Source organism: Stenotrophomonas sp. 63632_Sma (genome assembly GCF_056482875.1).
On record NZ_CM151220.1, the window covers coordinates 2332595 to 2358064 of the forward strand.

General features: G+C 64.4%; 20 protein-coding genes. 10 read left to right on the forward strand and 10 right to left on the reverse strand.

From position 1 onward, the window contains the following. Positions 1–141: 141 nt before the first annotated feature. The 4 genes from ACZK45_RS10915 to ACZK45_RS10930 are packed head-to-tail and all read left to right on the forward strand — an operon-like array spanning position 142 to position 3905. On the forward strand, positions 142–1371 hold the full coding sequence (locus tag ACZK45_RS10915) for an MFS transporter (protein ID WP_478445853.1): 1230 nt from the start codon (positions 142–144) through the stop codon (positions 1369–1371). A gap of 11 nt (positions 1372–1382) precedes the next feature. Then, positions 1383–2369, forward strand: coding sequence for an aldo/keto reductase (locus ACZK45_RS10920; RefSeq protein ID WP_346484581.1), 987 nt, complete (start codon positions 1383–1385; stop codon positions 2367–2369). A gap of 25 nt (positions 2370–2394) precedes the next feature. Then, positions 2395–2871: a (R)-mandelonitrile lyase gene (locus tag ACZK45_RS10925; RefSeq protein WP_065723301.1), complete on the forward strand. Its 477-nt coding sequence runs from the start codon at positions 2395–2397 to the stop codon at positions 2869–2871. Continuing rightward, entirely contained in the window at positions 2868–3905 is a 1038-nt protein-coding gene (locus ACZK45_RS10930) for an alpha/beta hydrolase (protein WP_346484582.1), read from the forward strand. The genes ACZK45_RS10925 and ACZK45_RS10930 overlap by 4 nt, the downstream gene beginning before the upstream one ends. A 23-nt stretch (positions 3906–3928) precedes the next feature. On the opposite strand, the gene ACZK45_RS10935 is transcribed toward ACZK45_RS10930, so the two are convergent. The 7 genes from ACZK45_RS10935 to ACZK45_RS10965 form a co-directional block, all read right to left on the reverse strand. Further along, the gene (locus tag ACZK45_RS10935) at positions 3929–5812 is read right to left on the reverse strand and encodes a PepSY-associated TM helix domain-containing protein (RefSeq protein WP_478445854.1); all 1884 of its coding nucleotides are present in this window, start codon (positions 5810–5812) and stop codon (positions 3929–3931) included. Positions 5813–5858: 46 nt separating this feature from the next. Further along, positions 5859–8315, reverse strand: coding sequence for a TonB-dependent siderophore receptor (locus ACZK45_RS10940; RefSeq protein WP_478445855.1), 2457 nt, complete (start codon positions 8313–8315; stop codon positions 5859–5861). A 108-nt stretch (positions 8316–8423) separates the two neighbouring features. Beyond that, the gene (locus tag ACZK45_RS10945) at positions 8424–9467 is read right to left on the reverse strand and encodes a FecR family protein (protein WP_346484585.1); all 1044 of its coding nucleotides are present in this window, start codon (positions 9465–9467) and stop codon (positions 8424–8426) included. After that, complete coding sequence (locus ACZK45_RS10950) at positions 9464–10066, reverse strand: RNA polymerase sigma factor (RefSeq protein WP_478445856.1); 603 nt, start codon at positions 10064–10066, stop codon at positions 9464–9466. Before ACZK45_RS10950 ends, ACZK45_RS10945 begins: the two co-directional genes overlap by 4 nt. A gap of 204 nt (positions 10067–10270) precedes the next feature. Next, positions 10271–10951 carry a DUF3313 family protein gene (locus ACZK45_RS10955; RefSeq protein ID WP_180837104.1) on the reverse strand — a complete coding sequence of 227 codons (681 nt, stop codon included), beginning with the start codon at positions 10949–10951 and terminating at the stop codon, positions 10271–10273. Positions 10952–11216: 265 nt separating this feature from the next. Continuing rightward, entirely contained in the window at positions 11217–11627 is a 411-nt protein-coding gene (locus tag ACZK45_RS10960) for a hypothetical protein (protein ID WP_012511082.1), read from the reverse strand. Between the two features lie 175 nt (positions 11628–11802). Beyond that, on the reverse strand, positions 11803–12921 hold the full coding sequence (locus tag ACZK45_RS10965) for an AraC family transcriptional regulator (protein ID WP_263010003.1): 1119 nt from the start codon (positions 12919–12921) through the stop codon (positions 11803–11805). Positions 12922–13270: 349 nt separating this feature from the next. Here ACZK45_RS10965 and ACZK45_RS10970 point away from each other — a divergent pair, with 349 nt between their 5' ends. The 5 genes from ACZK45_RS10970 (at position 13271) to ACZK45_RS10990 (ending at position 20300) form a co-directional block, all read left to right on the forward strand. Beyond that, the gene (locus tag ACZK45_RS10970; protein ID WP_223276796.1) at positions 13271–14359 is read left to right on the forward strand and encodes an efflux RND transporter periplasmic adaptor subunit; all 1089 of its coding nucleotides are present in this window, start codon (positions 13271–13273) and stop codon (positions 14357–14359) included. Next, positions 14356–17403 carry an efflux RND transporter permease subunit gene (locus ACZK45_RS10975; RefSeq protein ID WP_478445857.1) on the forward strand — a complete coding sequence of 1016 codons (3048 nt, stop codon included), beginning with the start codon at positions 14356–14358 and terminating at the stop codon, positions 17401–17403. Before ACZK45_RS10970 ends, ACZK45_RS10975 begins: the two co-directional genes overlap by 4 nt. 2 nt (positions 17404–17405) lie before the next feature. Continuing rightward, the gene (locus tag ACZK45_RS10980; protein ID WP_153675660.1) at positions 17406–18935 is read left to right on the forward strand and encodes a TolC family protein; all 1530 of its coding nucleotides are present in this window, start codon (positions 17406–17408) and stop codon (positions 18933–18935) included. A 76-nt stretch (positions 18936–19011) separates the two neighbouring features. Next, positions 19012–19587 (forward strand): TetR/AcrR family transcriptional regulator, encoded by a 576-nt coding sequence (locus tag ACZK45_RS10985; protein ID WP_478445858.1) that lies wholly within the window; start codon positions 19012–19014, stop codon positions 19585–19587. 56 nt (positions 19588–19643) lie between these two features. Further along, positions 19644–20300 carry a TetR family transcriptional regulator gene (locus ACZK45_RS10990; RefSeq protein WP_132810136.1) on the forward strand — a complete coding sequence of 219 codons (657 nt, stop codon included), beginning with the start codon at positions 19644–19646 and terminating at the stop codon, positions 20298–20300. Between the two features lie 9 nt (positions 20301–20309). Here the strand turns inward: ACZK45_RS10990 and ACZK45_RS10995 are convergent, their stop codons facing one another. Together ACZK45_RS10995 and ACZK45_RS11000 are read right to left on the reverse strand one after the other, a co-directional pair. Then, the gene (locus tag ACZK45_RS10995) at positions 20310–21614 is read right to left on the reverse strand and encodes an NADH-quinone oxidoreductase subunit D (RefSeq protein ID WP_478445884.1); all 1305 of its coding nucleotides are present in this window, start codon (positions 21612–21614) and stop codon (positions 20310–20312) included. A gap of 128 nt (positions 21615–21742) precedes the next feature. Continuing rightward, complete coding sequence (locus tag ACZK45_RS11000) at positions 21743–22624, reverse strand: LysR family transcriptional regulator (protein ID WP_049401545.1); 882 nt, start codon at positions 22622–22624, stop codon at positions 21743–21745. 151 nt (positions 22625–22775) lie between these two features. Here ACZK45_RS11000 and ACZK45_RS11005 point away from each other — a divergent pair, with 151 nt between their 5' ends. After that, positions 22776–24338, forward strand: coding sequence for an MFS transporter (locus tag ACZK45_RS11005; RefSeq protein WP_478445859.1), 1563 nt, complete (start codon positions 22776–22778; stop codon positions 24336–24338). A 145-nt stretch (positions 24339–24483) separates the two neighbouring features. Here ACZK45_RS11005 and ACZK45_RS11010 read toward each other — a convergent pair whose 3' ends face one another. Continuing rightward, entirely contained in the window at positions 24484–25467 is a 984-nt protein-coding gene (locus ACZK45_RS11010) for a LacI family DNA-binding transcriptional regulator (RefSeq protein WP_346484591.1), read from the reverse strand. Positions 25468–25470: the final 3 nt, after the last annotated feature.

The following is a 25470-nucleotide window of genomic DNA, read 5'->3' on the forward strand; positions in this document are numbered from 1 at the left end:
AGCGCAACTAATTGACCCATTCGAAATTGATTATCTAATCAAACGCCAGCGTGTGGTCCAGACTGGCCCCCTCCCCCACCACGGGAGGTCCGGCCGCCGGAACCTTCCGCCGTTGTCGCCCTTCTGGGCCTGGATACCTTCATGAGTTCACTCAATCTCCCCCCGGCTGGGGCAGGCATGGCCGCGCCTGTCCGCTCGGCATCCCCCAGGGAATGGGGCGCGGTGTTGGCCCTGTCACTCGGCGCCTTCGCGCTGGTCGCTTCCGAATTCATGCCGGTCAGCCTGCTGACGCCCATCGCCACCGACCTGCAGGTCAGTGAAGGCCAGGCAGGCCAGGCGATCGCGGTGTCCGGTGCATTTGCACTGGTCACCAGCCTGCTGGTCTCGCCACTGGCCGGGCAGCTGGACCGCAAATGGCTGCTGCTGGGCCTCACTACCGCAATGATCCTCTCGGGAACGTTGGCGGCACTGGCGCCCAGCTTCCCGGTGTTCATGCTGGGCCGTGCGCTGATCGGCGTGGCCATCGGTGGCTTCTGGGCCATGTCGGCGGCCACCGCCATGCGCCTGGTTCCTTCGCACCAGGTGCCCCGTGCACTGGCCATCGTCAACGGCGGCAACGCGCTTGCCACGGTCATTGCAGCGCCGATGGGCAGCTACTTCGGCGCCATCATCGGTTGGCGCGGCGCGTTCTTCTCGCTGGTGCCGGTGGCTGTGGTGGCCCTGTTGTGGAAGATCGCCGCGCTGCCATCGATGAAGGCGACCGACGGGCGCGCTTCGTGGAATGTGTTCGCGCTGTTGAAGCGCCCGCCGGTGGCGTGGGGCATGGCGGGCGTGAGCCTGTTCTTCATGGGCCAGTTCTCGCTGTTCACCTACCTGCGCCCATTCGTGGAAGCCACGCTGCACGTATCGCCTTCGACGTTGTCACTGTTGCTGCTGTTGATGGGTGCTGCGGGCCTGGCCGGCACGTTGTTGATCGAGCCCTTCGTGCACAAGGCACTCTTCCGCACACTGGTGCTGCTGCCCGTACTGATGGCCGTGGTGGCTGGGTGCATGATCCTGCTCGGCAACACGCTGCCGAGGGTGGCGGTGTTGTTCGCCCTGTGGGGCTTGCTTGGCACGTCGGCGCCCGTGGCCTGGTGGTCGTGGCTGGCCCGCACTTTGCCCGATGACGGCGAGGCCGGTGGCGGCCTGATGGTGGCCGTGGTGCAGATGGCCATCGCCATCGGTGCGACCGTGGGCGGCCTGCTGCTGGACCACCAGGGCTACCGCGCCACGTTCTGGTTCAGCGCTGTCCTGCTGATGGGCTCGGCGGTGACGTCTTGCATCGCTGCGCGCTCGGTGCAGCACCATCGCCTGCCTGTCCATTCCTGAAGGAGTTCCCCATGCACTACACCTCTCTGGGCCGCTCGGGCCTGAAGATCAGCCGGCTGGGTCTTGGCACCATGAACTTCGGCGAGCTTGCCGACGAGCCGACCAGCTTCGCCATCATGGATGCCGCCGTGGATGCCGGCATCAACTTCTTCGACAGCGCCGACGTCTACGGCGGACCGCAGTCCCCGGGCATGGCGCAGGGCTTCGGCCTCTCCGAAGAGATCATTGGGCGCTGGCTCAAGCGCAGTGGCAAGCGTGATGGCCTGGTACTGGCGACCAAGGTGTACCAGCCGATGGGGCTGGGCCCGAATGATCGCCGGCTGTCGGCGTACCACATCCGCCGCGCCTGCGAGGCCAGCCTGCGCCGACTGCAGACCGACCACATCGATCTGTACCAGATGCACCATGTGGACCGGGCCACGCCATGGGAAGAAATCTGGCAGGCCATGGAACAGCTGATCCGCGAAGGCAAGATCACCTACGTGGGCAGCAGCAACTTTGCCGGCTGGGACATCGCCACCGCCCAGGGCGTGGCCACCGCGCGGCACACCTTCGGCCTGGTGGCCGAGCAGAGCCTGTACAACCTGACCCAGCGCACGGTGGAGCTGGAAGTGATCCCGGCACTGCGCTACCACGGGTTGGGCCTGATCCCCTGGAGCCCGATCGGCATGGGCCTGCTGGGAGGCATGCTGAAGAAGGTCGCCAATGGCCGACGCGCTACCCCGCAGCTCCTGCAGCGTATCGAACAGCTGCGCCCGCAGCTGGAAGCGTATGAAACGTTCTGCGATGAGCTGGGCGAGGTGCCCGCCGACGTGGCGCTGGCCTGGCTGCTGCACAACCCGGTGGTGACCACCGCGCTGAGCGGGCCGCGCACGGTGGACCAGCTTTTGCAGAACCTGAAGGCCCCTGCCCTGAAGCTCTCAGATGCCTCACTGGCTCGACTGGATGCGATCTGGCCTGGCCCCGGTGGCGAGGCGCCCAATGCCTACGCCTGGTAATCCCCCAACTCCTGGAGTACTCCCCATGTCCATGCTTCTCGGCACGTTGATATCCATGGCTGCGCCTGCCACCGGCGGCGGCCCGGCCAGTGACGATCTGAGCATAACGCCTGCTGGCAGCGCATCTTCCGTGGCGGGCCCCGCTGACTACTTCACCGGCAACGTGCGCATCGACGGCGGCTTCCAACGCCCTGCGCCGGCACGCGTAGGCGGTGCAACGGTCACATTTGAGCCCGGCGCACGCACGGCCTGGCACACCCACCCGCTGGGCCAGACCCTCATCGTGACAGCGGGCGTGGGCTGGGTGCAGCAGTGGGGTCAGCCACGCCAGCAGATCCGTCCGGGTGACACCGTGTGGATCGCCCCGGGCGTGAAGCACTGGCATGGCGCAAGTGCCGCAGTGGCGATGACCCACATCGCGATTGCCGAGGCGGTGGATGGCAGCCCGGTGACGTGGCTGGAGAAAGTAAGCGACGAACAGTATTCGGAGATGCGCGAATGAAGACGCTGCTGCTTTCTCTGGTCCTCGCGGCCATCCCCCTCACTGCAGTTGGACAGGACATGGCCCACGGCGCGGACAACTTCTATCACAGCACTCAGCTCACCAGCGAGAAGGTGCGCTTCAACAACCAGTACCACATGCAGATCGTCGGCAATCTTTACGTGCCGAAGAACCGCAGGCCTGGGCAAGCATTACCCGCCATCATCGTGGGCCATCCCATGGGCGCGGTGAAGGAGCAGAGTGCGGATCTCTACGCACAGAAGCTGGCTGAACAAGGTTTCGTGACCCTGGCTATCGACCAGTCATTCTGGGGTGAAAGTGCGGGCGAGCCCCGCAATGCAGTTGCGCCGGACATCTATGCCGAGGCCTTCAGTGCAGCCGTCGATTACCTGGGCACGCAGCCACAGGTGGATCGCGAACGGATCGGCTTGCTTGGCATCTGCGGCAGTGGCAGTTTCGTGATCAGTGCGGCCAAGATCGACCCGCGCATGAAAGCCATTGCTACCGTCAGCATGTACGACATGGGCGCTGCGAACCGCAGTGCCCTCAACCGCTCGCAGAGCGTTGAGCAGCGCAAGGCCGTGATTGCTGCTGCCGCGCGCCAGCGTTGGGTCGAAGCCGAGGGCGGCGCCGCACAGTACACCTCCGGCACGGTGCATAGGCTTGAGGCAGAAACTCATCCGATCCAGCGCGAGTTCTACGACTTCTACCGAACGCCGCGTGGCGAATTCACGCCGGCCGGCTCATCACCGCAGCTCACCACCCACCCGACGCTGACCAGCAACGTGAAGTTCATGAACTTCTATCCGTTCAACGACATCGAGACCATCTCCCCGCGTCCGATGTTGTTCATTGCGGGTGATCAGGCGCATTCAAAGGAATTCAGTAAGGAGGCCTACCGGCTGGCGGGACAACCGAAGGAACTGCTGTGGGTGAAGGGTGCAGGCCATGTGGATCTGTACGACCGCACCGATCTGATTCCGTTTGCAGCGCTGGGGGCGTTCTTCCGGAAGAGCCTGGACGGAAGCATGTGACAGGCCAACGCCCCCCCCTGGCCTCACCCCGTCCGCAGCATCGCCACCAGCAACCCCATCAGGGCACTCCCCGCCGCCAGACTCAGCCACACCCTCCCAACACTGCGGGCACTGAAGACGCCCGCAGCAACGGCAATGAACAGCACGAACCCCAGCAGTGAACTGGCCAGGACCGAAACGGCTGTCCTTACCCCTGCCAGCACGGGCAACAACAACGCCAGTGCCGTGGCCGTAACGGCAGTGATCAGGTATCCGCCCAGCGAGGCGGCCAGCACGCGGCTCGCCACCTGCCAGCGATAGGCCGGTTCCCGCCCGGCCGGAGGCTTGGCCGGGCGCGCCGCCTCCTGCGCCCGTGGCCAGCGGCGCTGCAGCATCAGGGCCATTCTTGCCAGCATCAACCCGAATGCCAGTGCGACCAGCTCCACGCCGGCCTGCTGCCATGCACCGCGCTGCAGATACATCAGCATGCCTTGACCGGTGGTTGCCATGTTCACCAGCGGCAGTGCCAGGCACAGCGCTGCGGCCAGCCACAGCTGCTCGATCCAGGCCAGGCGAGGTGGGCGCCAAAGCGCGTGCAGCACCGAGGCAGCGCAGGCCGCAAGAAAAATGCGTATTTCCCACGCACTGCGACCGCTCATTTCCAATGGCAGCAACCGATTGCCATACAGGTAGACGATGCTTGCCAGCGCCACCCCGGCCAGCGATGCCACGTTGAAGGCTTCCACGCAGCGGTAGATGCCCGCCGTGGCCGCGCCGAACTCATGCTCGCTGCGCTTGCGCCGCTTGATGGAGAACAGCAGCGTGCCGATGGCGATCATCGCCGTGCCCAGCAGGCCGCTGATGAAGTACAGCCACTTCATCGGCCAGCCGCCGAAATCGGCCTTGTGCAGTGCTTCGATGGTTTCGTGCACCTGTACGGCGCCAATGACATGCGGATGTGCACCATGCTGTTGCAGCAGCGCGCCGCTGGCAGCATCGAACGTCACCCGGCTGGCCTCGGTCAGCAGATGCCTGTCTGCGCGCCCCACGGGCTTGCGACCGATCACCTCCACCACGCTGTGCACGGTGCCGGGCGCCTGGATCACGATCAGTGCCGGTGGCTGCCCGCTGATGGCGTGCGCGCGTGCCAGCAGTTGCTGCACGTCCGGCAGTTGCGCGGTGGATACCAGGATGCCCGGCGGAGCTGGCTGCACAGGCGCCAGCTCGGCTTCGTAGCGCGCATAGGCGTCATCGGCATCGCCATAGGCCGCATGCACCGGCCACGGCAGATAGCTGCTGTAGAAGAAGGTCAGCCCGGTGTAGCCGATCATGAACAGGAACGGCAGGGTCAGCACGGCACTCAGGTTGTGCGCATCCAGCCAACTGCGCTGTCCCTTGCCCGGGCGGAAGGTGAAGAAGTCCTTGAAGATGCGTTTATGCACCACCACGCCGGACACCAGCGCCAGCAGCATGCAGGCGGTGATCCAGCCGACCAGCCAGTAGCCGGCCATGCCGCCGTGCAGGGTGTAATGGAAGGACATGAAGTTGCGCCCGCCTTCGGTTTCCCGAAGACGAGGTGGAGGCTGTGGCATGCCGGCGCGGGCATCCACCCAGCGTTCGTGCGCAGTGCCGTCGCCATCCTCCCATGACAGCTCCAGCGGCCAGCCGTGCTGCGCAGGCCAACGGATCTGCCATGCCCGGGCATCGGCGGCGTTGGCGGCCAGCCAGTGCTGCGCACGCACCGCCTGCGTTGCGGTGTCCACCGCTGGCGAGGACACCGGCACGGGGCCGGCCTCCATCCATCGCGTGATCGGCTCACGGAACACGCTGAGCGTGCCGGTCAGGAAAATCGCGCACAACAACCAGCCACAGGTGAGGCCGCACCAGGTGTGCAGCCACGACATGCTCTGCCGAAAGCCCGCTTTCATGCCTGCCCCGTGGCGGGCAGGCCGTTGCCCCGCCGGTTGCGGAAGGTCACAGCGAGCCGCGCAGCGTCAGCATCACATTGCGGGGTTCGCCAAAGAAGTTGCCGCGGCGGATCTGGCTGATCATCGCGTAGTAGCGGGTGTCGAACAGGTTGGCCACGTTGACGCCTACGCTCCAGCGCGGATTGATCCGGTAGCCGGCCCGCAGGTCCCACACGGCACGTCCCGCTGCGCCCATGCGCCAGTCCGGGTCGTCGTAGGCCGGATAGGAGTAGCTGCTCTGTGCCGATACACCACCGCCCACAGAGAACGCGTTCCACTTGCCCGGCAGCTGGTAGGACGTCGACAGGCGCAGCAGGTGGCGGGGCGTCTCGGCGCTGATGGTCGCGCCCTCATCGTCGCGGCTGGTGACGTGGGTATAGCCCGCCATCATCTGCCAGCCCGGCGCCAGTTCGCCGCTGGCCTCCAGCTCAAAGCCCTTGCTGCGCAGCTTGCCGCCATTGCGGTAGCAATCGGACGACGCCAGCGAGCCACGGCAGCTGCCCGGGTCGGATTCGTCCACCACGGCGTTGCCGGTCTTGCGGATGGAGAACACTGCGGCGGAGACATTCAGGCGGCCATCGTTCAACTCACCCTTCACGCCCAGCTCGTAGTTGGCGCCGATGGCCGGATCCAGCACCGAGCCGGACGCGGTGACGTACGAGCTCTGCGGCTGGAAGGTATCGGCGTAGCTGGCATAGACCGACCATTGCGGACCCAGGTCGTAGACAAGGCCGGCGTACGGGGTGAATTCGTGCTTCTGTTCGTAGTCGCGGCTCTTGGCGCCGGTGAAGCCATCGCTGGACTGGTACTTCAACCAGCTCAGCCGGCCACCCAGCGTGAGGTGCAGCGGTTCTGCCAGCTGCAGACGCAGGTTGCTGTACACGCCGCTCTGCTGGGCGCGGGCGTTTTCTGACCAGTCCCACGCGGGCTGCATCGGCTGCGCAATGGCGCTGTGGTCGGGTGCGTAGACATTGATCGGCACGTCGATGGCCAGGTCCGCCGAGCTCTGGCGGGTACGCTGGCGCGACCACATCGCGCCCAGCAGCAGCTGATGGCTGCGGCCGAAGGCGTCGAAACTGCCGGTGGTGTGCAGGTCGATGCCATCACTACGCACGCGCGAGCGGTTGAAATAGATGTCATAGAAGCGCGAACCGATGCCGGTGGCGCGGTCCACCCCGCCCAGCGGAACCGCGACACGCTGGTCCAGGTCCGACTCGGTGCGGTTCACCGACAGGCGTGCCTTCCAGCGTTCGTTGAAGCGGTGCTCCGCCTCTGCAAAGGCTTCGTCGACGGAGCCCTCCTGCCGGTTCCAGTCCTGGATGAGCGAGGTGGAACGCTTGATGTCCAGCGCACCGCCATCGGTGTAGCGCGGCAGGCCGAACAGCCAGTAGCCGTCGGTGTCACTGGCCTGATGGCGCAGGCCGAAGGTCAGCGTGGTATCCGTGCCCAGATCGGCATCGATCACCCCATAGGCCACCGGCGTCTTCGATGAGGTGCCCCGCTGGAAGTAATCGCGGTCCTGGTAGGCGGCGACCAGTCGGCCGCGCACGCTGCCGGCGGCATTGAGCGGGCCACCGCCATCGACTTCGACACGGTAGTTGTCCCACGAGCCCACGGTTGCGGCCAGATCCAGATGAGCCTGGTCGCGCGGGCGCTTGCGCACCATGTTGATTGCTCCGCTGGGGTCGGCTGCACCCAGCATCATGCCACCAGCACCGCGCAGCACTTCAACGCGCTCCAGTACCGCGGTGTCGATCGGCAGCCAACCCACGGGCGCATAGACGATGCCGGCCACGCCGTCGACCAGATAGTTGCTGTCGTCCACGGTAAAGCTGCGGATCGAGAACTTGTGGTTGCCGAAGTTGCGGGCGGTCTTGGTCACACCCGTGGTCTGCGCCAGGGCCTCGTCCAGCGTGGTGAGGTTGCGGTCGTCCAGCTGCTGGCGGGTGATCACGCTGACCGACTGCGGGGTCTGGCGGATGCTCTGCCCCAGCTTGCCCAGGCTCAGTTCACGTGCCGTGTAAGCGCCATCGCTTGGGGCATTGGCGGTCACGTTCACGGTCTGCAGGGTGGTCTGGGCCTCCTTGCTGCGCGCAGGTGTTGCTGCTTCCTGGGCCAGGGTGAACACGCCCGGACGGGTGGCATTGACACGCACGCCACTCCCCTCCAGCAGGCGCGCCAGTGCCTCCTGCGGCGTGTAGCTGCCGGTCAAGGCCGGGGCGCGACGGCCCGCCACCGCCGATTCGCTGAACAGCACCTGCTGCCGGGACTGCTCGGAAAAGCGGCGCAGTGCGGCATCCAGCGGTTGCGCCGGAATATCGAACTGCACGCGCGCAGCCGGCTGCGCCTGTGCAATGGTCGGCGCTGCCAGCGCGCTGGAAATGCACAGTGCCAGCAACGGCAGCCGCTTGGCGTGTACCCCCGTAGAGAACGCGCCAGCAACAAGTGCGCGCTTGATCTTCATGTACCCCATTACCGCTCCATCATGCTTGGCCGCTACTGGCCTCACTGGGGTAAACGGAAAATGGCGGTGGGGTGGGAACCCGCGCCGGAAGAAATTTTCGTTCCGGCGTCAGCGGGTGACAGGCCGTTCGTCGATGCGATAGCCGCCCTGGGCAGTGCGGGTCACCTGCACGGGCAACAGATCCGGCAGCGCTTCCAGGAAGGTGGCCGGGGCATCGGTGGCTGCGTAGCCGGAGACCGGCAGGAACTTCAGCCCTGGCTGGCCCAACGTGACGGGATGGCCCAGATACTGCCCGACCTCCTGCGCCACTTCGTCCAGCGGGGTGCGCCGGAACACCAGGCGTCCATTTCGCCAACCGCCAATGCTGTCTGCGCTTGCGGCGATGGGGCGATAAGCAGCGGTGAGCGTGGTAACGGCCAGGCCCTGTTCGGCGCGCAGGCTGACCGGCGAGGCACCTTCGGCGCGATCCGGCTGCACCCGCACGTGCCCATGCAGCACCTTGACCACGACTTCGCCCGGCCCATTGCGCACATTGAAGGCCGTGCCGACCACCGTCACCCGGCTGCGCTGGGCATCGACGGTGAAGGGTCGGTCGGCCGCCGGGGCGACCTCGAAGAACGCCTCGCCCTGGCTGAGCACCACTTCACGACGGGACCCATAGAAATGCACCGCCAGCGTGCTGCGTGCATTGAGTGAAATCCGTGAGCCGTCCGGCAATTGAAGATCACGTATCTCGCCCGCACCGGTGGCCACGTCCTGTACGTAGCTGGGCGCGGTGTACCAACCGTAGCCGACGTACCCCAAGGCCAGCATTGCCGCGGCGGCAGCCGCCGCAATGCGGGGCAGGCGCCACGAGCGTGCACGCCGCGCCGCCCTGCCCCGCCGTAGAGCGGCAGGTGCAGGTACTGCTGGGGTGATCACCGCATGCGCGTCCGAGGCCAGTACGGGGCGTGGCAGCAGGCCCAGGTCGTGCCAAGTTCTGGTCACATCGGCGAACGCCTGTCGGTGCGCTTCGCTCCCGGCCAGCCAGTGCTGCAGGGCCGCCTCTTCTTCCGGTTGCCAGTCCTCATCCTGCCGCCGCACCATCCATGCGGCGGCCGCCTCATGCAGGGCAAACGGGTCGGAACCTGCGGCAGAAGGGAGATCGGTCATCGGTAGGGAAAATCAGCATCGATGGCAGGCGCCAACGCCTCGCCCGCCTTGGTCGGGCGATGCAGTTCCTGCATCTGTGCCAGAGACGCATAGCGTACCCGCACTTCGCAGTAGGCAACCGCTCGCGACAGGTGCTTGACCACCATGCGGCGGGAGATCTGCATGCGAGCGGCCACGTCCTCCTGGGTCAGCCCATCGAAGCGGCAGAGCACGAAGGCCTCGCGTTGACGTTCCGGCAGCTCGGCCAGCGCTTCTCGCAGGCGCTCCAGGCGCTGCCGCTGGGCGCTGAGCTGCAACGGGCACTGTGATTCATCGCTGGTGATGGCTTGGCCCGTATCCTCGGCATCTGCCAGTGGCAGGGTCTGGAGACGGCGACCTGCGGTGTGCTCACGATACTCATCGGCCACGGTGTTCATCACCGTTCGCCGGAAATAGGCGCCTTGCTGGTCGCACGAGGCCAGTGCAGGGTTTGCCGCCAGCCATTTGACTGCACCGTCGTGCAGGGCGTCCTCACCGTCCGCACCTCTGACACGCGCAAGGCTGCGCAGAATGGGCCCGCGCCAGCGGGCATAGGCTTTCGCAAGGAGGTTGCCGCCCATTGGCGAGGCGTCTTCCGGAATGCCTGCCTCCGTGGACGAGGCCCGATCTGCGTTGCTGCCCGTGCCCGGGCCTAGCGTGGACACATCACCCTCAGGGCAAATGCCTGCGGTCTGCACAGGTGGGGCGGGGAATTCACGTTGGGAGCCGGAGTTCTGGCCGCCATAGGCGGCGGAAGGGGTGGGATGCCGCAAGTGTAGTGAGAGTCATTTGCAATTGGAACTCCCTACCCCCTCCCTTTCCTGCAGCCGCGGTTCGGATGAGGCCTGGGAACCGGGGTGAAGCGCACGGCAGTTGCGCTCTCCGGGAAGCTGCCGTGATCGCACCATTGGCGCGATGAACTCCACCGCCTCAATCGCGAACCGGCCTGCAAGCGCCTTGGCATGACCGTCCGGGGTGTAGCTTTTCCGGATGTCCCTCATATCGGCTTCGTCGGCGAGCAGCAGCAGTGCTACCTGCCTGCCAGTGCCTGCGTCGATCGCCTCGATCTCGAGGGAAAGCTGCCCCTTGCTCACCGGCCCCATCAGGACCGATGTGGCAATGTTCAGGCCGACAGACACCTCCTTCACCGAGGTGATCCTTGCAAGCAGCAACAGCCCCGTTCCCGGTCGCCCTGCCCCACTCCGGCCCAGGCGCCTGTCGATCTGCCGCTGCAGCTGACTGCTTACGGCAGCCTTGAGGCGATCACCGACGCCCGGGCTCAGCGTTGCAGCCACCTCTGGCATCAGCAGGACGGGGGCGAGAGTCACCGTCTGGAAGTGCCCGTGCGTGCTACCCGCTGGCACGATCTCCATCCGACGCTCCCCGTGGATGCTGAGACCTGCATAGGTCCTGGCCTGGTTTGACCTGACCACATGCACCGGACTGCATGCGGCCAGCAACAGCATTCCCACTCCTGCGAGGAGCCGCGGAACCCGCCGCCACAAGCTGCCTTTCGCGACGCGTCCGGAACCGGATGTTCTGGCCAGAGTGGCAGTTCGATCGCCGCCTGATGAATGACGACGGCAGCAGGGAATTGCAGAGTGCATGACTTTCACAGGTTGAGTGGAACGGAATCAATCGAGGTCGAACATCCCCCATGTGCGGGGCTCGCCTTGGCCGGTCCGGAATGCAGGGCCCGACGATTGCAGGGTGTCGGCAGGATGTCGGCAATCACCAATGCAACATGTGCTTCGGATCGAACAGCACGCACGACACTGCCATGATGATCACGACAAGCACCGCGAATCCTGTGGCAATGGCGCCTCTGAGAAATCCAATCCGGATGAGGATGTGCTTCAACAGGGCCACCTCGCCAAGCAGCAGGACAAAGAGAAGTCCTGCTTGTGCTGCGGCAAGCAGCGCATAGACCAATGCCCAGCACCCCCATGCGATGGCCGCCACACGAATGACGGACGCCGGAACGTCCATCAGCAGCCCCACCACGATCAGCATCGTCACCGCAATGGTGATCGTGCGCATGTTCTCAGCCACGTTCTTCAACGTAGCGCCTTCCCGCGCCAATCGATCGACCTCAAGGAATCTCGCCGCGAGTTTCGATTCAAACAGCCGTATGCGCTTCATGGTTCTACCCAGGTGAAGGAGGGGTGGCTGGAGAGGACTGCACACGCACTGGTGCAATGGACTACAGACGCGCAACCACCACCGGCAGCACGGCCCGGCGGCAGCCCCGACGTCATTGGGTGGCCCGGTCTCTACCGATGGCTACCCGCCGTGCTGGAACCAGGGTGGATGCTGTCTACCTGGATTCCCGGAACTCGGTTGGCAGGCAACCCGCCCAACGCTTGAATGCGCGGCGGAATGCACGGGCGTCGGAATATCCAACCGCGTCTGCAATTTCGGCGATGCTCAACTCTGAGTTCAGCAGGAGATCGCGGGCGCGCTCATACCTCGCTTCGTCCCGAATCTCCCTATAACTGGAATCCTGGCGGCTCAGGCGGCGGCGGAGCGTTCTTTCACTGACATTGATCAGGCTCGCAAGTTCGCTCTGCTTGGTCGTTGACTCGATATCACATCGAAGGTGGCTCGACAGGGATTCAACAATCTCATTGCGGCCCCCTCGCGTTGGAAGAAGTGAATCCAACTGCTCTCGGACAATTCTTGAATTGACCCGATCGAAACCGGGCAAGCGCGCGCTCAGCCAATGTGAGTCTATGGTCAGGCGATTGACGCCAGCATCGAAGCGGACAGGGCACTGGAAGAATCGTCGATAGACTTCAGGATCAGAGGGCTTGGGGAGTGAGAAATCAACCCTGAGTGGCGCGAATGATGGTCCAATCACGTATCTGCTGACCGCAACGAATCCGGCGAACGCGTCCTCGACCAGCACCGACTCCAGTTGAATGTCGAATCGTTTGAACCGGACTTCCATCCTCACTTCCCTTCCCACCTCCTCCACCGTGTGGATCAGCATCGAGCCGATGGCTTGCTGATGGGTGAGGCCGTACGTCAGTGCATCGCCGTAGGTCTCGCAGGTGAGCATTGCCAATCCGGGTACGCCCCAGGAAATGGGCGTCTGTCTGGCTCCCAGTGCCAGGCCCAGCGCAGGTTCGCCCAGCAAACGCTCAGCCCGCATGAACAACTGGCGCATCTGGCGGTAGGACAGCCTCACGTCCCTCATTGATAGATCGCGATAAGTGAAGCCGAGCCCGCGGCATAGCTCTTCCGGAGAGAACCCCCGGTCCTCGACCAAGCCGAGGATTGCCCTCGCCCCGGTAGGCACTATTTCGGCAATCTGCGATTCGCTTGCGGCGTTTGGATCTTCAGAAGCCTGGAGACCGGCAGCATCCAGCGCGGGATCCTCGCCGGCGACAGGCCAGTCCTTGAATGCCGGCAAATTCTTGGGGATAGGGGCCATCACGTATTCGAAAGGTAGTGCGACGCCCACATAGTCGGGCCGCCAGGGGACCTGTTTCAACGTGGCGGACACATTCTGGCCTTTTGGGTCCCCTGCCCGACCTCCAATGTCCCTTTGAGGGCACCGACAGTAACCATGCCCTCACGTCGCTGACCAGATTCAGGCTGGGACATCTCATGCGACGAGGGATCACCAGGCGCGCCATCTGTCCCAGTTGACCTGTTTGAGCCCCCGCGTGTCCACAACTGTCCTGTTCGGGGTGCAGGTATCCCCCTAAATTTACGCCGCCTGCAGACCTGACCACACCGCGCTGGTCTGTGGAACTGACCACCCATACAAGGAATCGAACGTGAAAACCCATATGACCTGGTCATTGGTGCCTCGTCTCAGCGCGCTGGCCATTGCCCTGTCCGCGATGACGGGATGTTCCGATACACCAGAGAGCGGGACGGCAGAAGCCCGCACCGCGTATGTCGCCTCCGTTCGACAGGCTGCTGGCGATCAGCGCGCTTACATCGGCACCGTGCGTGCCACGCAGCGAGGACAGCTGTCCTTCCCGGTCTCCGGAAAGGTCTCCGCGGTACTTGTTGAACCGGGTGACGTTGTACGCAAGGGACAGGTGCTTGCTCGACTGGATCCGGTCCCCTTTGCAGCGCAGGAGGCGTCCGCTGCCGGCGACGTCGCACGCGCGCAGGCCGCACTGGACGAGGTCCAGCGACGCGTCGAGCGACTGGATGTTGCGCAGAAGGCTGATGCGCTCAGCCCGGCGGAGATGACCGCCGCGAAGGCCGAACTGGCGGCTGCGAATGCGGCCGTCCGCAATGCCCGCGCACAGCACGAGCTCGCCGGCTGGTCGCAAGGCGAAGCCACGCTGAAGGCAACGTTTGACGGAGTCGTGGCTGCCCGAAACGTTGAAGTTGGACAGTCCGTGGGCCCCGGCGCTGTTGCCATCCAGGTCGATGGTGCGGGCCGCGAGCTGTCTGTCGCGATTCCGGGCACTGCTCCCCTGGCTGTTGGGCAGGTGGTCAACCTGATCAGCGGCTCGGACACCGTGGCGAGCAAGGTGCTCCGTGTCGACGGCCGCGTTGATGCAGGCGGCGTGCGTACCGCATACATCGCAGTGCCCGAGGCGGCGACCGTGGGTTCGACCTGGTCGGTCCGGATCACTGGAACGGATACAGGCCCAGCCAGGCTTCAAGTGCCATTTCGGGCTGTTCTGCCGTCTGCCGTTGGCGGCAAGGGCCAGGTGCTTCGGCTGGCAAAGGATGGCAAGACGACCGAGCTGGCGGAAGTAGATCTGGGTCAGTATCACGGTGACTGGATCGAGGTGAGCGGGCAGATTTCCGCCGGTCAGCGCGTCGTGGTTGCGGGTGCCAAGGCCATCCGCCCGGGCACGCAGATCAAACCGGTCGACATGAAGATGGGATCAGAACAATGAGCCTCTCGTCATTCTCATTGGCGCGTCCCCGCCTGACCCTGCTGGCGATCGTTGCGATCGTCCTCACCGGCCTCATTCTGGCGCTGGACTTCCCGTCCACTGAAGAGCCCCCTATCACCATTCGCACGGCGACGGTACTCAGCTTCATGCCGGGCGCCGGCGTGGACCGGGTCGAGCAGCTGGTCGCTCGCCCGATCGAGGAGAGCATTCGTGGCATGCCGGAGGTCAAGCGCATCCGGACGACTGTTCGTCCAGGCTTTGCGTTCACCTACGTTGATCTTTACCCCACCGTGGAATCGGAAAAGATTCCCATCGTGTGGCAACGGTTGCGCTCACGCATGGGAGACATCCAGAGCCAGCTTCCCGAGGGAACGATTGGCCCGGTCGTGGACGACGAATTCGGTCGGGTTGCGGTGATGACCATGGGCCTGACCGGCGATGGCTATAACGCAGGCGAGCTTCGGGCAGAAGCCCGCCGCCTGCGCGATGAGTTGTTCCGGCTGCCCGGGGTCGAGCGTGTCTCGCTGCACGGCGTGAGGGACGAGCAGGTCCAGATCATCCTGGACGTGCCTTCCCTGGCTGCGCGTGGGCTCAACCCCAATGTGATTGCCGATGCGGTTTCCAGGCGCAATGTCATTGCACCGGCGGGCTACGTCGAGATCGGAGGTTCGGAGATCACGCTCAACGTGAGCGGTGACGCCGACAACCCCTCCCAGCTGAAGAGCACGCCGATTCCGCTGCCGAAGGGTGGCTCGGTGCCGCTGGGCGCCCTTGCGCGAGTGGAACGGGTGACCCAGGACCCGCCAATGACCGGTGCATTCGTGAATGGCACGCCGGCCGTGGTGATAGCGGTCTCCATGGCACCGGGGCTCAACGTGGTCAGCTTCGCCGATCTGCTGCGAGGCGATGTTGAACGGCTTTCGGAAACGCTGCCGGCCGGCATGCAGCTTGTCCAGATCACGGATCAGGCCGAGGTTGTTTCCACCCAGCTGCTGCGCGTTGCCAAGGTTTTCCTGGAAACCCTGGCCATCGTCATGGCGGTCGTCGTGCTGTTCCTTGGAATGAGGACCGGCCTGATCGTCAGCGCCATCGTGCCGACCACGGTGCTGGGGACGATGGCGATCATGAAGATCCTGAACATCGATCTGCACATGATCTCGGTGGGTGCAATCATCATTGCCCTGGGCTTGTTCGTTGACAACGCGATCGTGGTTGCCGAAGACATGGAGCGGCGGCTTTCGCTGGGTGAGACGCCGGACCAGGCTGCCGCTCACGCAGGCAGCACGATGTTCGTGCCGCTTCTGGTTTCTTCGCTGGCGATCATCCTCGCGTTCATGCCGCTGGCCATCTCCAGCACGGAAACCGGTGAGTATCTGCGCAGTCTCGGCATCGTGATGGCCATCGCCCTGCTGTTGTCGCTGGTCATCGGCGTTACCCTGATTCCGCTGCTGTGCAAGCACTTTGCCCATCACCATGCCGAACTCAGCCGCACCGCACTCGCGGTCGAGCGGCTGACGGGCTGGTACCGTGGCAAGGTCCGCTGGATCCTCGGGCACAAGGCCATCTACATCGGTGTAATGGTTGCGCTGCTGGCAACCTCCGGCTGGCTGTTCACCACCGTCCCCAACGAGCTGATGCCGCCGTCCGAGCGCCATCAGCTGCAGATGGCCATCGAGCTGTCCCCGGATTCCAGCCCGGCCAATACGATGGCGGTTGCTCACCAGATCAGCAAGGTACTGGCCGACGAGAAGCTCGTTCCGGAGATCTCCAGCCACGCCCTGTACATGGGCGATGGTGGCCCACGCTTCATTCTGGCACTGAATCCCCCTACTCCCGCAGGACACCGCGCGTATGCCGTGCTGTCCCTTGCGAAGGGCGTCAAGCATGAAGCGGCCATTGAGCGGCTGCGTTCTGTGATGGCAACACACTTCCCGGATGTGCGGGTGGAGCCCAAGCGGTTCTCGATGGGATCTTCGGATGCCGGCGTCGCGACGTTCCGTATCTCCAGCAGCGACGGCGCACATCGGATTGCCGCCGAGAAGCTGCTGCGCACGCTGCAGGACACGCCGGGGATGGTGGATGTATCCAGCGATGCCGAACGCCAGGTTGTCCAGCTTGATGTGGACGTCGATCAACCCAAGGCCCAGGCCGCAGGCATCAGCAGCGCGGACATCGCCAAGAGCATGGACATGCTGCTGACCGGCGCAACGATCTCCCGTTATCGTGAGGGCGACACCGTTCTCCCGGTCATCCTCCGCGGAGAGGCGGCACTGCGCACGGATATCGGCCAGCTTGAGGCACTCCCGATCCAGAAGGCGGATGGCAGCGGAAGCGTGCCCCTGGGCCAGGTGGCCAAGCTTCGGTTGGCGCCGCAGCTGTCTTCAATCCAGCGAGTGAACCAGACGCGCGCGGTCACCGTGCTTGCAAAGAGCTCCGAGCTGACCGCCCAGGGGATCGCGGACAAGGTCGAGCCACTTCTTTCCGAATTCCGCAAGCAGGGCGTGCGGGTTGAACTCGGTGGCGAGATCGAAGAGAGCAAGAGTGCCAACGAAGGCATCGAGAAGCTGCTCCCGCTCTGCCTTGCTGCCATGTTCCTGTTGTTCGTATGGCAGTTCGAGAGCATCCGCAAGAGCCTGATCGTCCTGGCGAGCATTCCGTTCGTGGTCATCGGCGCGACCTTGGCACTCAAGCTGAGTGGCACCAGCCTGACCTTCATCGGAACACTGGGGCTGCTCGCACTTGCCGGCATCATCGTCAACAACGCGATTCTGCTCATCGATGCGATCGACGAAGGCCAGCGCGATGGCTTGCCTCCTCTCCAGGCCATTGAAGAGGCTGCGGCAAAGCGCCTGCGGCCCATCGTCATGACCAAGATGGTCTGCATTCTCGGCCTTGTCCCGCTGCTGCTGTTTGGCGGCTCCATGTGGACCAGCATGTCGATCGTGATGATCGGCGGCCTTGCCCTTGGAACGCTGATCACGCTGGGTCTCATTCCAGCGCTGTATGCCGCGCTCTACCGCATTCACCCGGCCGAGGAGGCATGATCATGGCTATTGGAAACCGAGTTGCCTGCCTGTCGATTGCTGTGCTTGTGGCCCTGTCTTCTGGCTGCGCCTCTGTGGCCCCCAGGACCGGGATCCCTGACGCCGCAGCCCGGCATCATGTGGGCCAGGCACCCACGCCGGCGGCGCTGGATGCGGATGTGCTGCCCGGGACGCCCAACAGGCAATGGTGGAAGGACTTCTCCGACCCCAACTTGGATGCACTGGTCAGCCTGGCCATGCGCGGGAATCATGACCTGAAGTCTGCCCTTGCCGCCGTGGTGGAAGCGCGGGCGCTGGCAGGCGCGGCGCGCAAGGACTATCTGCCGAGCGGTGCGCTGCAGGTCAAGGCCGAAGCCATGCAGTCCGCCCAGATCGAAGCGGATCCCTATCGCCAGGATCTTCCCCGCCCCCCTTCCCAGAGGCTGCTGTCCGCCGGACAGATGTTCTCCTGGGAGCTGGATCTGTTTGGGCGCATTGGCACCGCCGCAGCCATGGCCGATCGCAAGGCCGATGCGGCGGCGGCTGACGCGAGATCAGCTGCCGCAGTGCTCCAGGCCGAGGTTGCGAAGAACTACTTCCTGCTCAGGATGGACCAGATCAACCTGGCCTCTCTTGAGCGGGAGGTTGAGCTGAGCAAGGCGCGCGTTGTGCGTGTGAAGGCACGGTATGCGGCCGGGCTGGTCGATCGCAGGGAGGCACTTGCGGTCGAATCCGAACATGCCGAGCTGGTGGCGCAGGAGGCGGCAACCGCTACCCGGCTGCAGGCGGACAGGGCCGCATTGGCGGTTCTTGCGGGCCGCCCGCCGACCGCGCAGGATGACGCCTGGGAGGCGTTGCTGGCCCCGGCTCCACTGCCGGCCCCACCGGATCTTGCATCGCTTGCGCAGCCGACCGACCTCCTGGCGCGGCGGCCGGACGTCGCCAAGGCCGATGCACTACTGCGAGCAAGCCTTGGCAACGTCGTACTCGCCGAGCGCGCGCACCTTCCGCGCCTCACGCTGAATGTTTTCGGCGGCATCCTTGCACCGTTCGGTTCGCTGGGCGATTCCAGTGCAAAGCGCTTCTCGGCCGGCCCGGAGCTTCAGTGGGAGTGGCTGAGCTTTGGCCGGAAGAAGGCCAGGGAGGAAGCCGCTCGCGCCGGCAGTGATCAGAACTGGCATGCCTTCGAGCAGACCGTGCTGACGGCGCTGAAGGAGAGTGAGGACTCCCTGCATGCGTGGACGAGTTCCCAGGTCAGGATGCAGCAGGCGGTAAATGCCGAGGCACTCAGCAGCAGATCTTCGGCCTATGCCTCTTCCCGCGTGGACGCCGGAATCGAGCCGAAGGATGCCGGCCTGCAGCAGCAGGCGCTGCACGAAAAGGCGCGCAGAGAGCTTGCGGCGGCACAGGCCGGGCTGCTGATGGCCCACGTGCAGGTGCAGCTGGCGCTGGGGGCATGGCAGCCCGAGAAGGGGGACCCTGAGATTGAAATCGGCAGGCCCATCGCTTCCCGGAAGAGCGCCGAAAGCGAAGCATCCGCGGCGCATCACTGACTGGCTCGAACGGCAACCCGCCAGGCCGTACCGGCCTGGCGGATCGTTCGTCGCCCGCTACATGAGGAAAACTCTCTTGAACGCTACCCACAGTTCGTCCGTGCGTGTGCCCGGCATACTCATCCGCGAAACGGCAGCGCTTATCGTCCGCAATGGTCGGTCTTCGGTGACCGTCAGTGAGATTCTCGAATGCTCGGGCGTCAGCCGTGGCGCGATGTTCCATCACTTCTACTGCAAGCAGGATCTCATCGACGCCACTTTCTCGTGCTGGCTGCAGAACTTCAATCAGGATGTGGAACGGAGAATGCGTGCCAACGGGCTCCGCCCCGGCGCATTCACCCACGCCTACGTGGAATCGGTGGTCGAGGGCTGCAGGCGGCACGACGTTGCAATGCTCTCGGCCCTGATCATCCGCCTGGACCTGACCCAGGTATCCGCGTCGCAGTGGATCGAGTGGATGAAGAAGAAGCTGGCCACCGAGCCGTCCGAGGCCGACGATCCCGCGCTGAGGTCTGCGCGTCTCGCCGCCGATGGTCTGTGGCTTGGCTCACTGTCCTGCCCTGCCCCAGCCAATGAACCGAAGATCGACATTCAAACGCCGCAGATCCCGGTGCAGCGCTGTGGCCACGGTCCGTCCCATCGCCTTGTCTAAGGACGATCAGAACGCGCGGCCGGGCGCTCATCGAACAGCAGGGATGCAACCGTGCCATGGCTAGAAGAACCAGGGAGGACGCACACGCCACGCGTGAGAGGATCCTCGATGCCGCACTGGTGTGCCTGCTGCGCCATGGGCCCGCCGGCGCCACGCTGGAGCTGATCGCCACCGAGTGCGGCTATTCGCGCGGCGCGATCTACTGGCACTTCGGGTCCCGTCAGAACCTGCTGGGTGAACTTTCCGCGCGAGGGCGGCCAGATGCACCCGAAGGACTGCGGGAAGCCGCCATCCGGCAGTGTAATGACCCGTTCAAGCTTCTGTTTGCGGACCTGGTCAGGGTCTTTGATCACACGCGCCGCACCCCACGCGTTCGCCGAACGGTTGAGCTTCTGCTGCGCTCTGGTGCATCACATGAGCTGGGCGGCATAGGCGACGTGCTCGCGGCGTGCGCGATGCCGGAGGTCCGCATGCTGGAGCTTGTATACCAGCGTGCAGGAGCACTGGGCCAGCTCCGTGAGGGCGTTGATACAGCCACTGCGGCGCGCAGCCTTCATGCGATCGCGGTCGGTGTTCTGCTGGGATCAATCCTGGAGCCCGGCATTCTCGACCTGGAGATGGGCGGGGCACGCACCGTGGAAGACCTACTCAGGCTGCACATGGCTGTTCCCTTCGCGGCCGCCGGAGCGTGGCTCAGCCCATGTGTGGGCTGACCCGGTTCCTCATCGATCCACTTCGCCGAATACAATGTCGTAGGTGCCAATCATGGCGACGACATCCGCCAGCATGTGGCCCCTGACGATTTCATCCAGAGAAGAGAGATGAGCGAAGCCGGGAGCACGCAGGTGCACCCGGAACGGCTTGTTGGCGCCATCGGAGATCAGGTAGCAACCGAACTCGCCCTTGGGCGCCTCGACCGCTGCGTAGGTTTCACCTGCCGGCACCTGGTAGCCCTCACTGAAGAGCTTGAAGTGATGGATCAGCGCTTCCATGTCGGACTTCATCTCCTGCCGGGACGGCGGCGCCACCTTGAAGTTGTGGAGCATCACCGGGCCGGGGTTGGCGCGAAGCCAGTCGACACATTGCCTCATGATGTGGTTGGACTGTCGCATCTCCGCGACCCGGCACAGGTAGCGGTCATAGCAGTCACCGGCGGTGCCGACCGGAATGTCGAAGTCAACGGCATCGTACTTCGCGTAGGGGCGCTTCTTCCTCAGATCCCATGCCACGCCCGAGCCTCTCAGCATCACCCCGGTCATGCCCCAGTCCATGGCCTGCTGCGGGCTCACAACGCCAATGCCCACCGTGCGCTGCTTCCAGATTCTGTTGTCGGTGAGCAGGGTTTCGTACTCATCAATGCGGTTCGGGAACTCGCGGGTGAAATTCTCGATGAAATCGAGCAGCGACCCTTCTCTCGCGGCGTTCAGCCGCCGCAGCTCCTTCCCCTTCTTCCAGCGTGACTCCTTGTACTTCGGCATCTGGTCAGGCAGATCACGGTACACACCGCCGGGCCGGTAATACGTGGCATGCATTCGAGCGCCGGATACCGCCTCGTAGCAGTCCATCAGCTCTTCGCGTTCCCGGAATGCATAGAGCATCACGGCCATGGCGCCCAGGTCCAGCGCGCCCGTTCCGATGTTCATGAGGTGATTGAGGATACGGGTGATCTCATCGAACATCGTGCGGATGTACTGTGCCCTGATGGGCGCCTCGATTCCCAGAAGGGTTTCAATCGCACGTACGTAGGCATGTTCATTGCACATCATGGATACGTAGTCCAGCCGATCCATGTAGCCGATGGACTGGTTGAAGGGCTTGGACTCCGCCAGCTTCTCGGTACCCCGGTGCAGCAGGCCCACATGCGGATCCGCGCGCACAACGGTCTCGCCATCCATCTCAAGCACAAGGCGCAGTACCCCATGTGCCGCAGGATGTTGGGGGCCGAGGTTCATCACGTAGTTCCGGATCTCGGTATCCCGCCGATCACCGCGCACGGGAGCGGGGCCGCCCGCCGTCGTCCGCTTCATGTTCATCCAATAGCTTCCGTAGACCGAACGCATTCAGCGGAAGTGCTCAATGCTCCAAACGTCGATGCTACTTCGACGTGGAAGGCCGGTTATGGACTGCTTGGTCTGGAATGTGCGTGCGCTGCGCTTCAGCCCACCGCGCTGAGTGCGCGGACCGAACACGCGCCATCGCCTGCGCGAAGCAATTGTTCCTCCAACGCTTCGATCGCAGGCGTCCGCACGGCTGCACTGCGCATCAGCCGGAAGCTCGCTGCGGGGAGCACAGGAAGGCCCAGTCCACTGCCCGCAATCATCAGGCCATCCTGGATGTCATCCTGAAGAGCGACAGTGATGGCGAGCCCGGACTTTGCAGCTGATCGCAGGCCCTGCTGGTTCGCCGAGGTAAAGGTGACGCGCCATTCCAGGCCGGCTTCAACAAGTGCTCCGATGCACACGTCGCGGTGCATGCACGGGCTGGGCGCGAGTGCTAGTGGCAGCGTCTTTTCCGGTTCGTGCTCAAATCCCGAACCGATGGCCCAGACGAAACGTGTCCGCCTCAGAACCGGCCACTCAACGTCCTCCCGCAGGAACAGGTTCACCGCCAGATCAAGTGTTCCCGCCTGTATCTGTTCGTTCAGCGCCCCATAGGACTCCACGGCTACATCCAGCCGCACCGCGGGGAACCTGCGGGAGAAGCGCGACAGCATTGCGGTCAGCCGGTCGCCGGCATAGGTCTCCGGCACACCCAGGCGCACTGCCCCGGTAACGGGAGCCCTCTGGAACCGGCGAACCAGCAGGCTCTGGGCAGCAAGAATCTGCTTGGCATGTCGCAGGAAGTCTTCGCCGTCTTCGGTGAGAGTCACGCTTCTCGTGGTCCGTTTCAGCAAGGCGCTGCCCGCCTGCTCTTCCAGCTTCCGGATCTGGTGGCTGATGGCGGACTGGCTGAGGTTCATGCGCTCACCCGCCTTGGTGAAGCCGCCGGTCTCTACGACGGCGACAAAGGCGCGCAGCAGGTCGGGGTCAAAGAACACCGGGGCAATCCATGATGAGGATTGATCAATTCTATTAAATCAAATCATTTTTATCATCATGGAAGTCCCTCCAAGATGGCCGCTCACTTGAAACGCGCAGCTGCAGTCGACCCGGCAGTGCGCCAGATCCCGGACCTGCCTGAGGAGACCCATGACTTCCCTTTCATCTGCTGCTCGAGACCGCCTGACGCTTTCTGCGGCGTGCTTGGCTTCCCTGATGTTCGGGCTGGAAATCTCCAGCGTGCCGGTCATCCTGCCGATTCTGGAGACAGAGCTTGGCAGCAGCTTCAGCGGCCTGCAGTGGATCATGAATGCCTACACCCTCGCCTGCACGACGGTGCTGATGGCCGCTGGCGCACTGGCGGATCGGTACGGGCGCAAGCGCATCTTCGTGATCAGCCTGTTGCTGTTCGGCATCACATCCCTGGCCTGCGGTCTTGCTCGAAGCGGAACGGCGTTGATCGTGGCTCGATCGCTGCAGGGTGCGGCGGGAGGCGCAATGCTGGTCTGCGTGTTTACAGTGCTTTCCCATCAGTTCAGTGACTCCGCACAGCGCGCCAAGGCCTTTGGCATCTGGGGCGTGGTCTTTGGCATAGGGCTGGGTTTCGGGCCGGTCATTGGTGCTGGCGTTGTTGTCATCAGCAGCTGGAGCTGGGTGTTCCTGGTGCATGCGCCCCTGGCAGTGGGCGCGACGGCTCTCGCCGTTCTGGGCATCCGGGAATCGTGGGCGCCAAGCCAGCGGAAACTGGACCTTGCAGGAATCGTCTCGCTGTCAGTGGCCGTCTTTTCCTTCACCTGGTACATCACCCAGGGCATTCCTGCAGGCCTTGCAAGCGCCTCTTCCATGGTGGCCGCTCTGGTTGCCGTCATCAGCCTGGCGGTATTCATCGCGGTCGAGCGCAGGGCGCCGGACCCGATGTTCGATTTTTCCATCTTCGGCAATCGGCGCTTCTCCGGCGCATTGCTGGGCTCGATGGGCATGAACTTCAGTTTCTGGCCACTGATGGTGTACCTGCCACTGTTCTTCCAGCACGGACTTGGCTACTCAAGCATCGCGACCGGCCTGTCTGTCCTGGCATACACTTTGCCGTCGCTGCTGCTGCCGCCTTATGGCGAGCGTCTCGCTGTGCGCTTCGGGCCTGAGCGCGTGGTCCCCGCTGGGATGTTTGCCATGGGCGGCGGGATGCTCATGATGGCGATCGGTGCAGGCGCGGAAAACGCGAGCTGGTTGACCCTGCTGCCAGGCTGCATTCTTGCAGGCTCGGGCCTGGGCGTGATCAATACGCCCATCACCAACACGACGACCAGTTCCGTGCCCAGCGATCGCGCCGGCATGGCATCCGGCATGGACACCAGTGCCAGATTCATCAGTCTGGCCATCAACATCGCGGTGGTGGGGTTGATTCTGGTGAAAGGTACTTACTACGCACTTGAAACGAACCTGCCCGGCGGTGACCCTTCGCATCTGCGGTCGCTTGCGGAGGGGTTGTCCGCAGGTACTGCGCACCTGGATGAGCTGGCGGCCACTGGCCAGGCAGTGTCCCTTGACGTAGCGCATCAGTCGCTGCTTTTCGGCTACCGACTGGCCATGGTTTACGCGGGCGCTTGTGCCTGCGCCCTGGCCGTTGTCAGTGCGCTTACGTTCCGGGGCGGTCATCCCGGGATCACATCGTCCGCCAGGAATCGAAACTGCCAGACGACGTCTGAGGATTGAGCTGAACATGCTGCGCCCATGCGTGCGACGCCTGTTCGTAAAACTGGCCACGTTCATCGGCGGAATGGGGCCGGGCGAAGGAGCAGCCATGACCCACATATACGCGAGGGTATCCATCGATGGACGGCCGCAAACAGCCGCGAGGTCATCGCAAGGCCGTTGATCCCCTCACCACGCACCGGCCGGTCATCACCAGCCGGCGTACCGGCAGCTCCGGCGCGCGCAGGCGCTCAAGCAACAGCGACATCGCTGCGCGCCCCATCTCTTCGACCGGCTGTTCGATCACGGTGATGCCCGGCTCGACCAGTTCGGTCCAGCGTTCGTTGTCAAAGCCCGCCAGCGCCAGCGCGTCCGGAATTGCCAGGCCTGCACTGCGGGCGGCCTTCAACGCTCCCATGAGCAGCAGGCTGTTGCTGGCGACCAGCGCCTCCGGCCGCGATGGGCCAGCCAGCCACTGTTCGACCGTTGCAATGGCCGCTTCAGCCGTGGGCTCAACCTCGCGATAATCCGGCTCCAGCCCATGCGTACGCATCGCAGCGAGATAGCCGTCGCGACGCTCGGCCGCCGTGGTGCTGGTGCTGCCGAACAGGCCGCCGATGCGGCGATAGCCACGCGCGACCAGATGCTCGACCAGGCCCGCCATCGCGGCCGGATTGTCGAGCACCACGCTGTCGATCGACCCGCCGGGTGCGGCGCGGTCCACCAGCACCGTGGGATAGTCCAGTGTGAGCCGCTCCAGCCGGCCCACCGTGGTCCGGGTGGGCGCGAAGATCAGTCCACTGATGCGCTCCTCGTGCATCAACTGCAGATACAGCGCCTCGCGCTCGGGGTCCTCGTCGGTGTTGCAGAGGGTGACGCGCAGGCCTTCACGATAGGCAACCTCCTCCACCGCTCGGATCAGCGCCGTGAAGAACGGGTTGCGGATGTCCGCCACGATCAGCCCGATGATGCCGGTGTGCCGGGCACGCAGGCGCCGTGCCTGCAGGTTGGGGTGATAGCCGGTCTGGCGGATCGCCGCCTCCACCCGGCCACGCACGGCCTCGCTGACCGGGCCGCCGCCGAGCACGCGCGACACCGTGGACTTGGAGACCCCCGCCACGCGCGCGACGTCGTTGATGCTGATGCTCATTGG

Excerpts from the sequence above, each read along its gene's own strand:
- ACZK45_RS10915 (WP_478445853.1), top strand. The coding sequence starts at position 142 with ATGAGTTCACTCAATCTCCCCCCGGCTGGGGCAGGCATGGCCGCGCCT.
- ACZK45_RS10920 (WP_346484581.1), top strand. The coding sequence starts at position 1,383 with ATGCACTACACCTCTCTGGGCCGCTCGGGCCTGAAGATCAGCCGGCTG.
- ACZK45_RS10925 (WP_065723301.1), top strand. The coding sequence starts at position 2,395 with ATGTCCATGCTTCTCGGCACGTTGATATCCATGGCTGCGCCTGCCACC.
- ACZK45_RS10930 (WP_346484582.1), top strand. The coding sequence starts at position 2,868 with ATGAAGACGCTGCTGCTTTCTCTGGTCCTCGCGGCCATCCCCCTCACT.
- ACZK45_RS10935 (WP_478445854.1), bottom strand. The coding sequence starts at position 5,812 with ATGAAAGCGGGCTTTCGGCAGAGCATGTCGTGGCTGCACACCTGGTGC.
- ACZK45_RS10940 (WP_478445855.1), bottom strand. The coding sequence starts at position 8,315 with ATGAAGATCAAGCGCGCACTTGTTGCTGGCGCGTTCTCTACGGGGGTA.
- ACZK45_RS10945 (WP_346484585.1), bottom strand. The coding sequence starts at position 9,467 with ATGACCGATCTCCCTTCTGCCGCAGGTTCCGACCCGTTTGCCCTGCAT.
- ACZK45_RS10950 (WP_478445856.1), bottom strand. The coding sequence starts at position 10,066 with ATGGGCGGCAACCTCCTTGCGAAAGCCTATGCCCGCTGGCGCGGGCCC.
- ACZK45_RS10955 (WP_180837104.1), bottom strand. The coding sequence starts at position 10,951 with ATGCTGTTGCTGGCCGCATGCAGTCCGGTGCATGTGGTCAGGTCAAAC.
- ACZK45_RS10960 (WP_012511082.1), bottom strand. The coding sequence starts at position 11,627 with ATGAAGCGCATACGGCTGTTTGAATCGAAACTCGCGGCGAGATTCCTT.
- ACZK45_RS10965 (WP_263010003.1), bottom strand. The coding sequence starts at position 12,921 with ATGGCCCCTATCCCCAAGAATTTGCCGGCATTCAAGGACTGGCCTGTC.
- ACZK45_RS10975 (WP_478445857.1), top strand. The coding sequence starts at position 14,356 with ATGAGCCTCTCGTCATTCTCATTGGCGCGTCCCCGCCTGACCCTGCTG.
- ACZK45_RS10980 (WP_153675660.1), top strand. The coding sequence starts at position 17,406 with ATGGCTATTGGAAACCGAGTTGCCTGCCTGTCGATTGCTGTGCTTGTG.
- ACZK45_RS10990 (WP_132810136.1), top strand. The coding sequence starts at position 19,644 with ATGGCTAGAAGAACCAGGGAGGACGCACACGCCACGCGTGAGAGGATC.
- ACZK45_RS10995 (WP_478445884.1), bottom strand. The coding sequence starts at position 21,614 with ATGAAGCGGACGACGGCGGGCGGCCCCGCTCCCGTGCGCGGTGATCGG.
- ACZK45_RS11005 (WP_478445859.1), top strand. The coding sequence starts at position 22,776 with ATGACTTCCCTTTCATCTGCTGCTCGAGACCGCCTGACGCTTTCTGCG.
- ACZK45_RS11010 (WP_346484591.1), bottom strand. The coding sequence starts at position 25,467 with ATGAGCATCAGCATCAACGACGTCGCGCGCGTGGCGGGGGTCTCCAAG.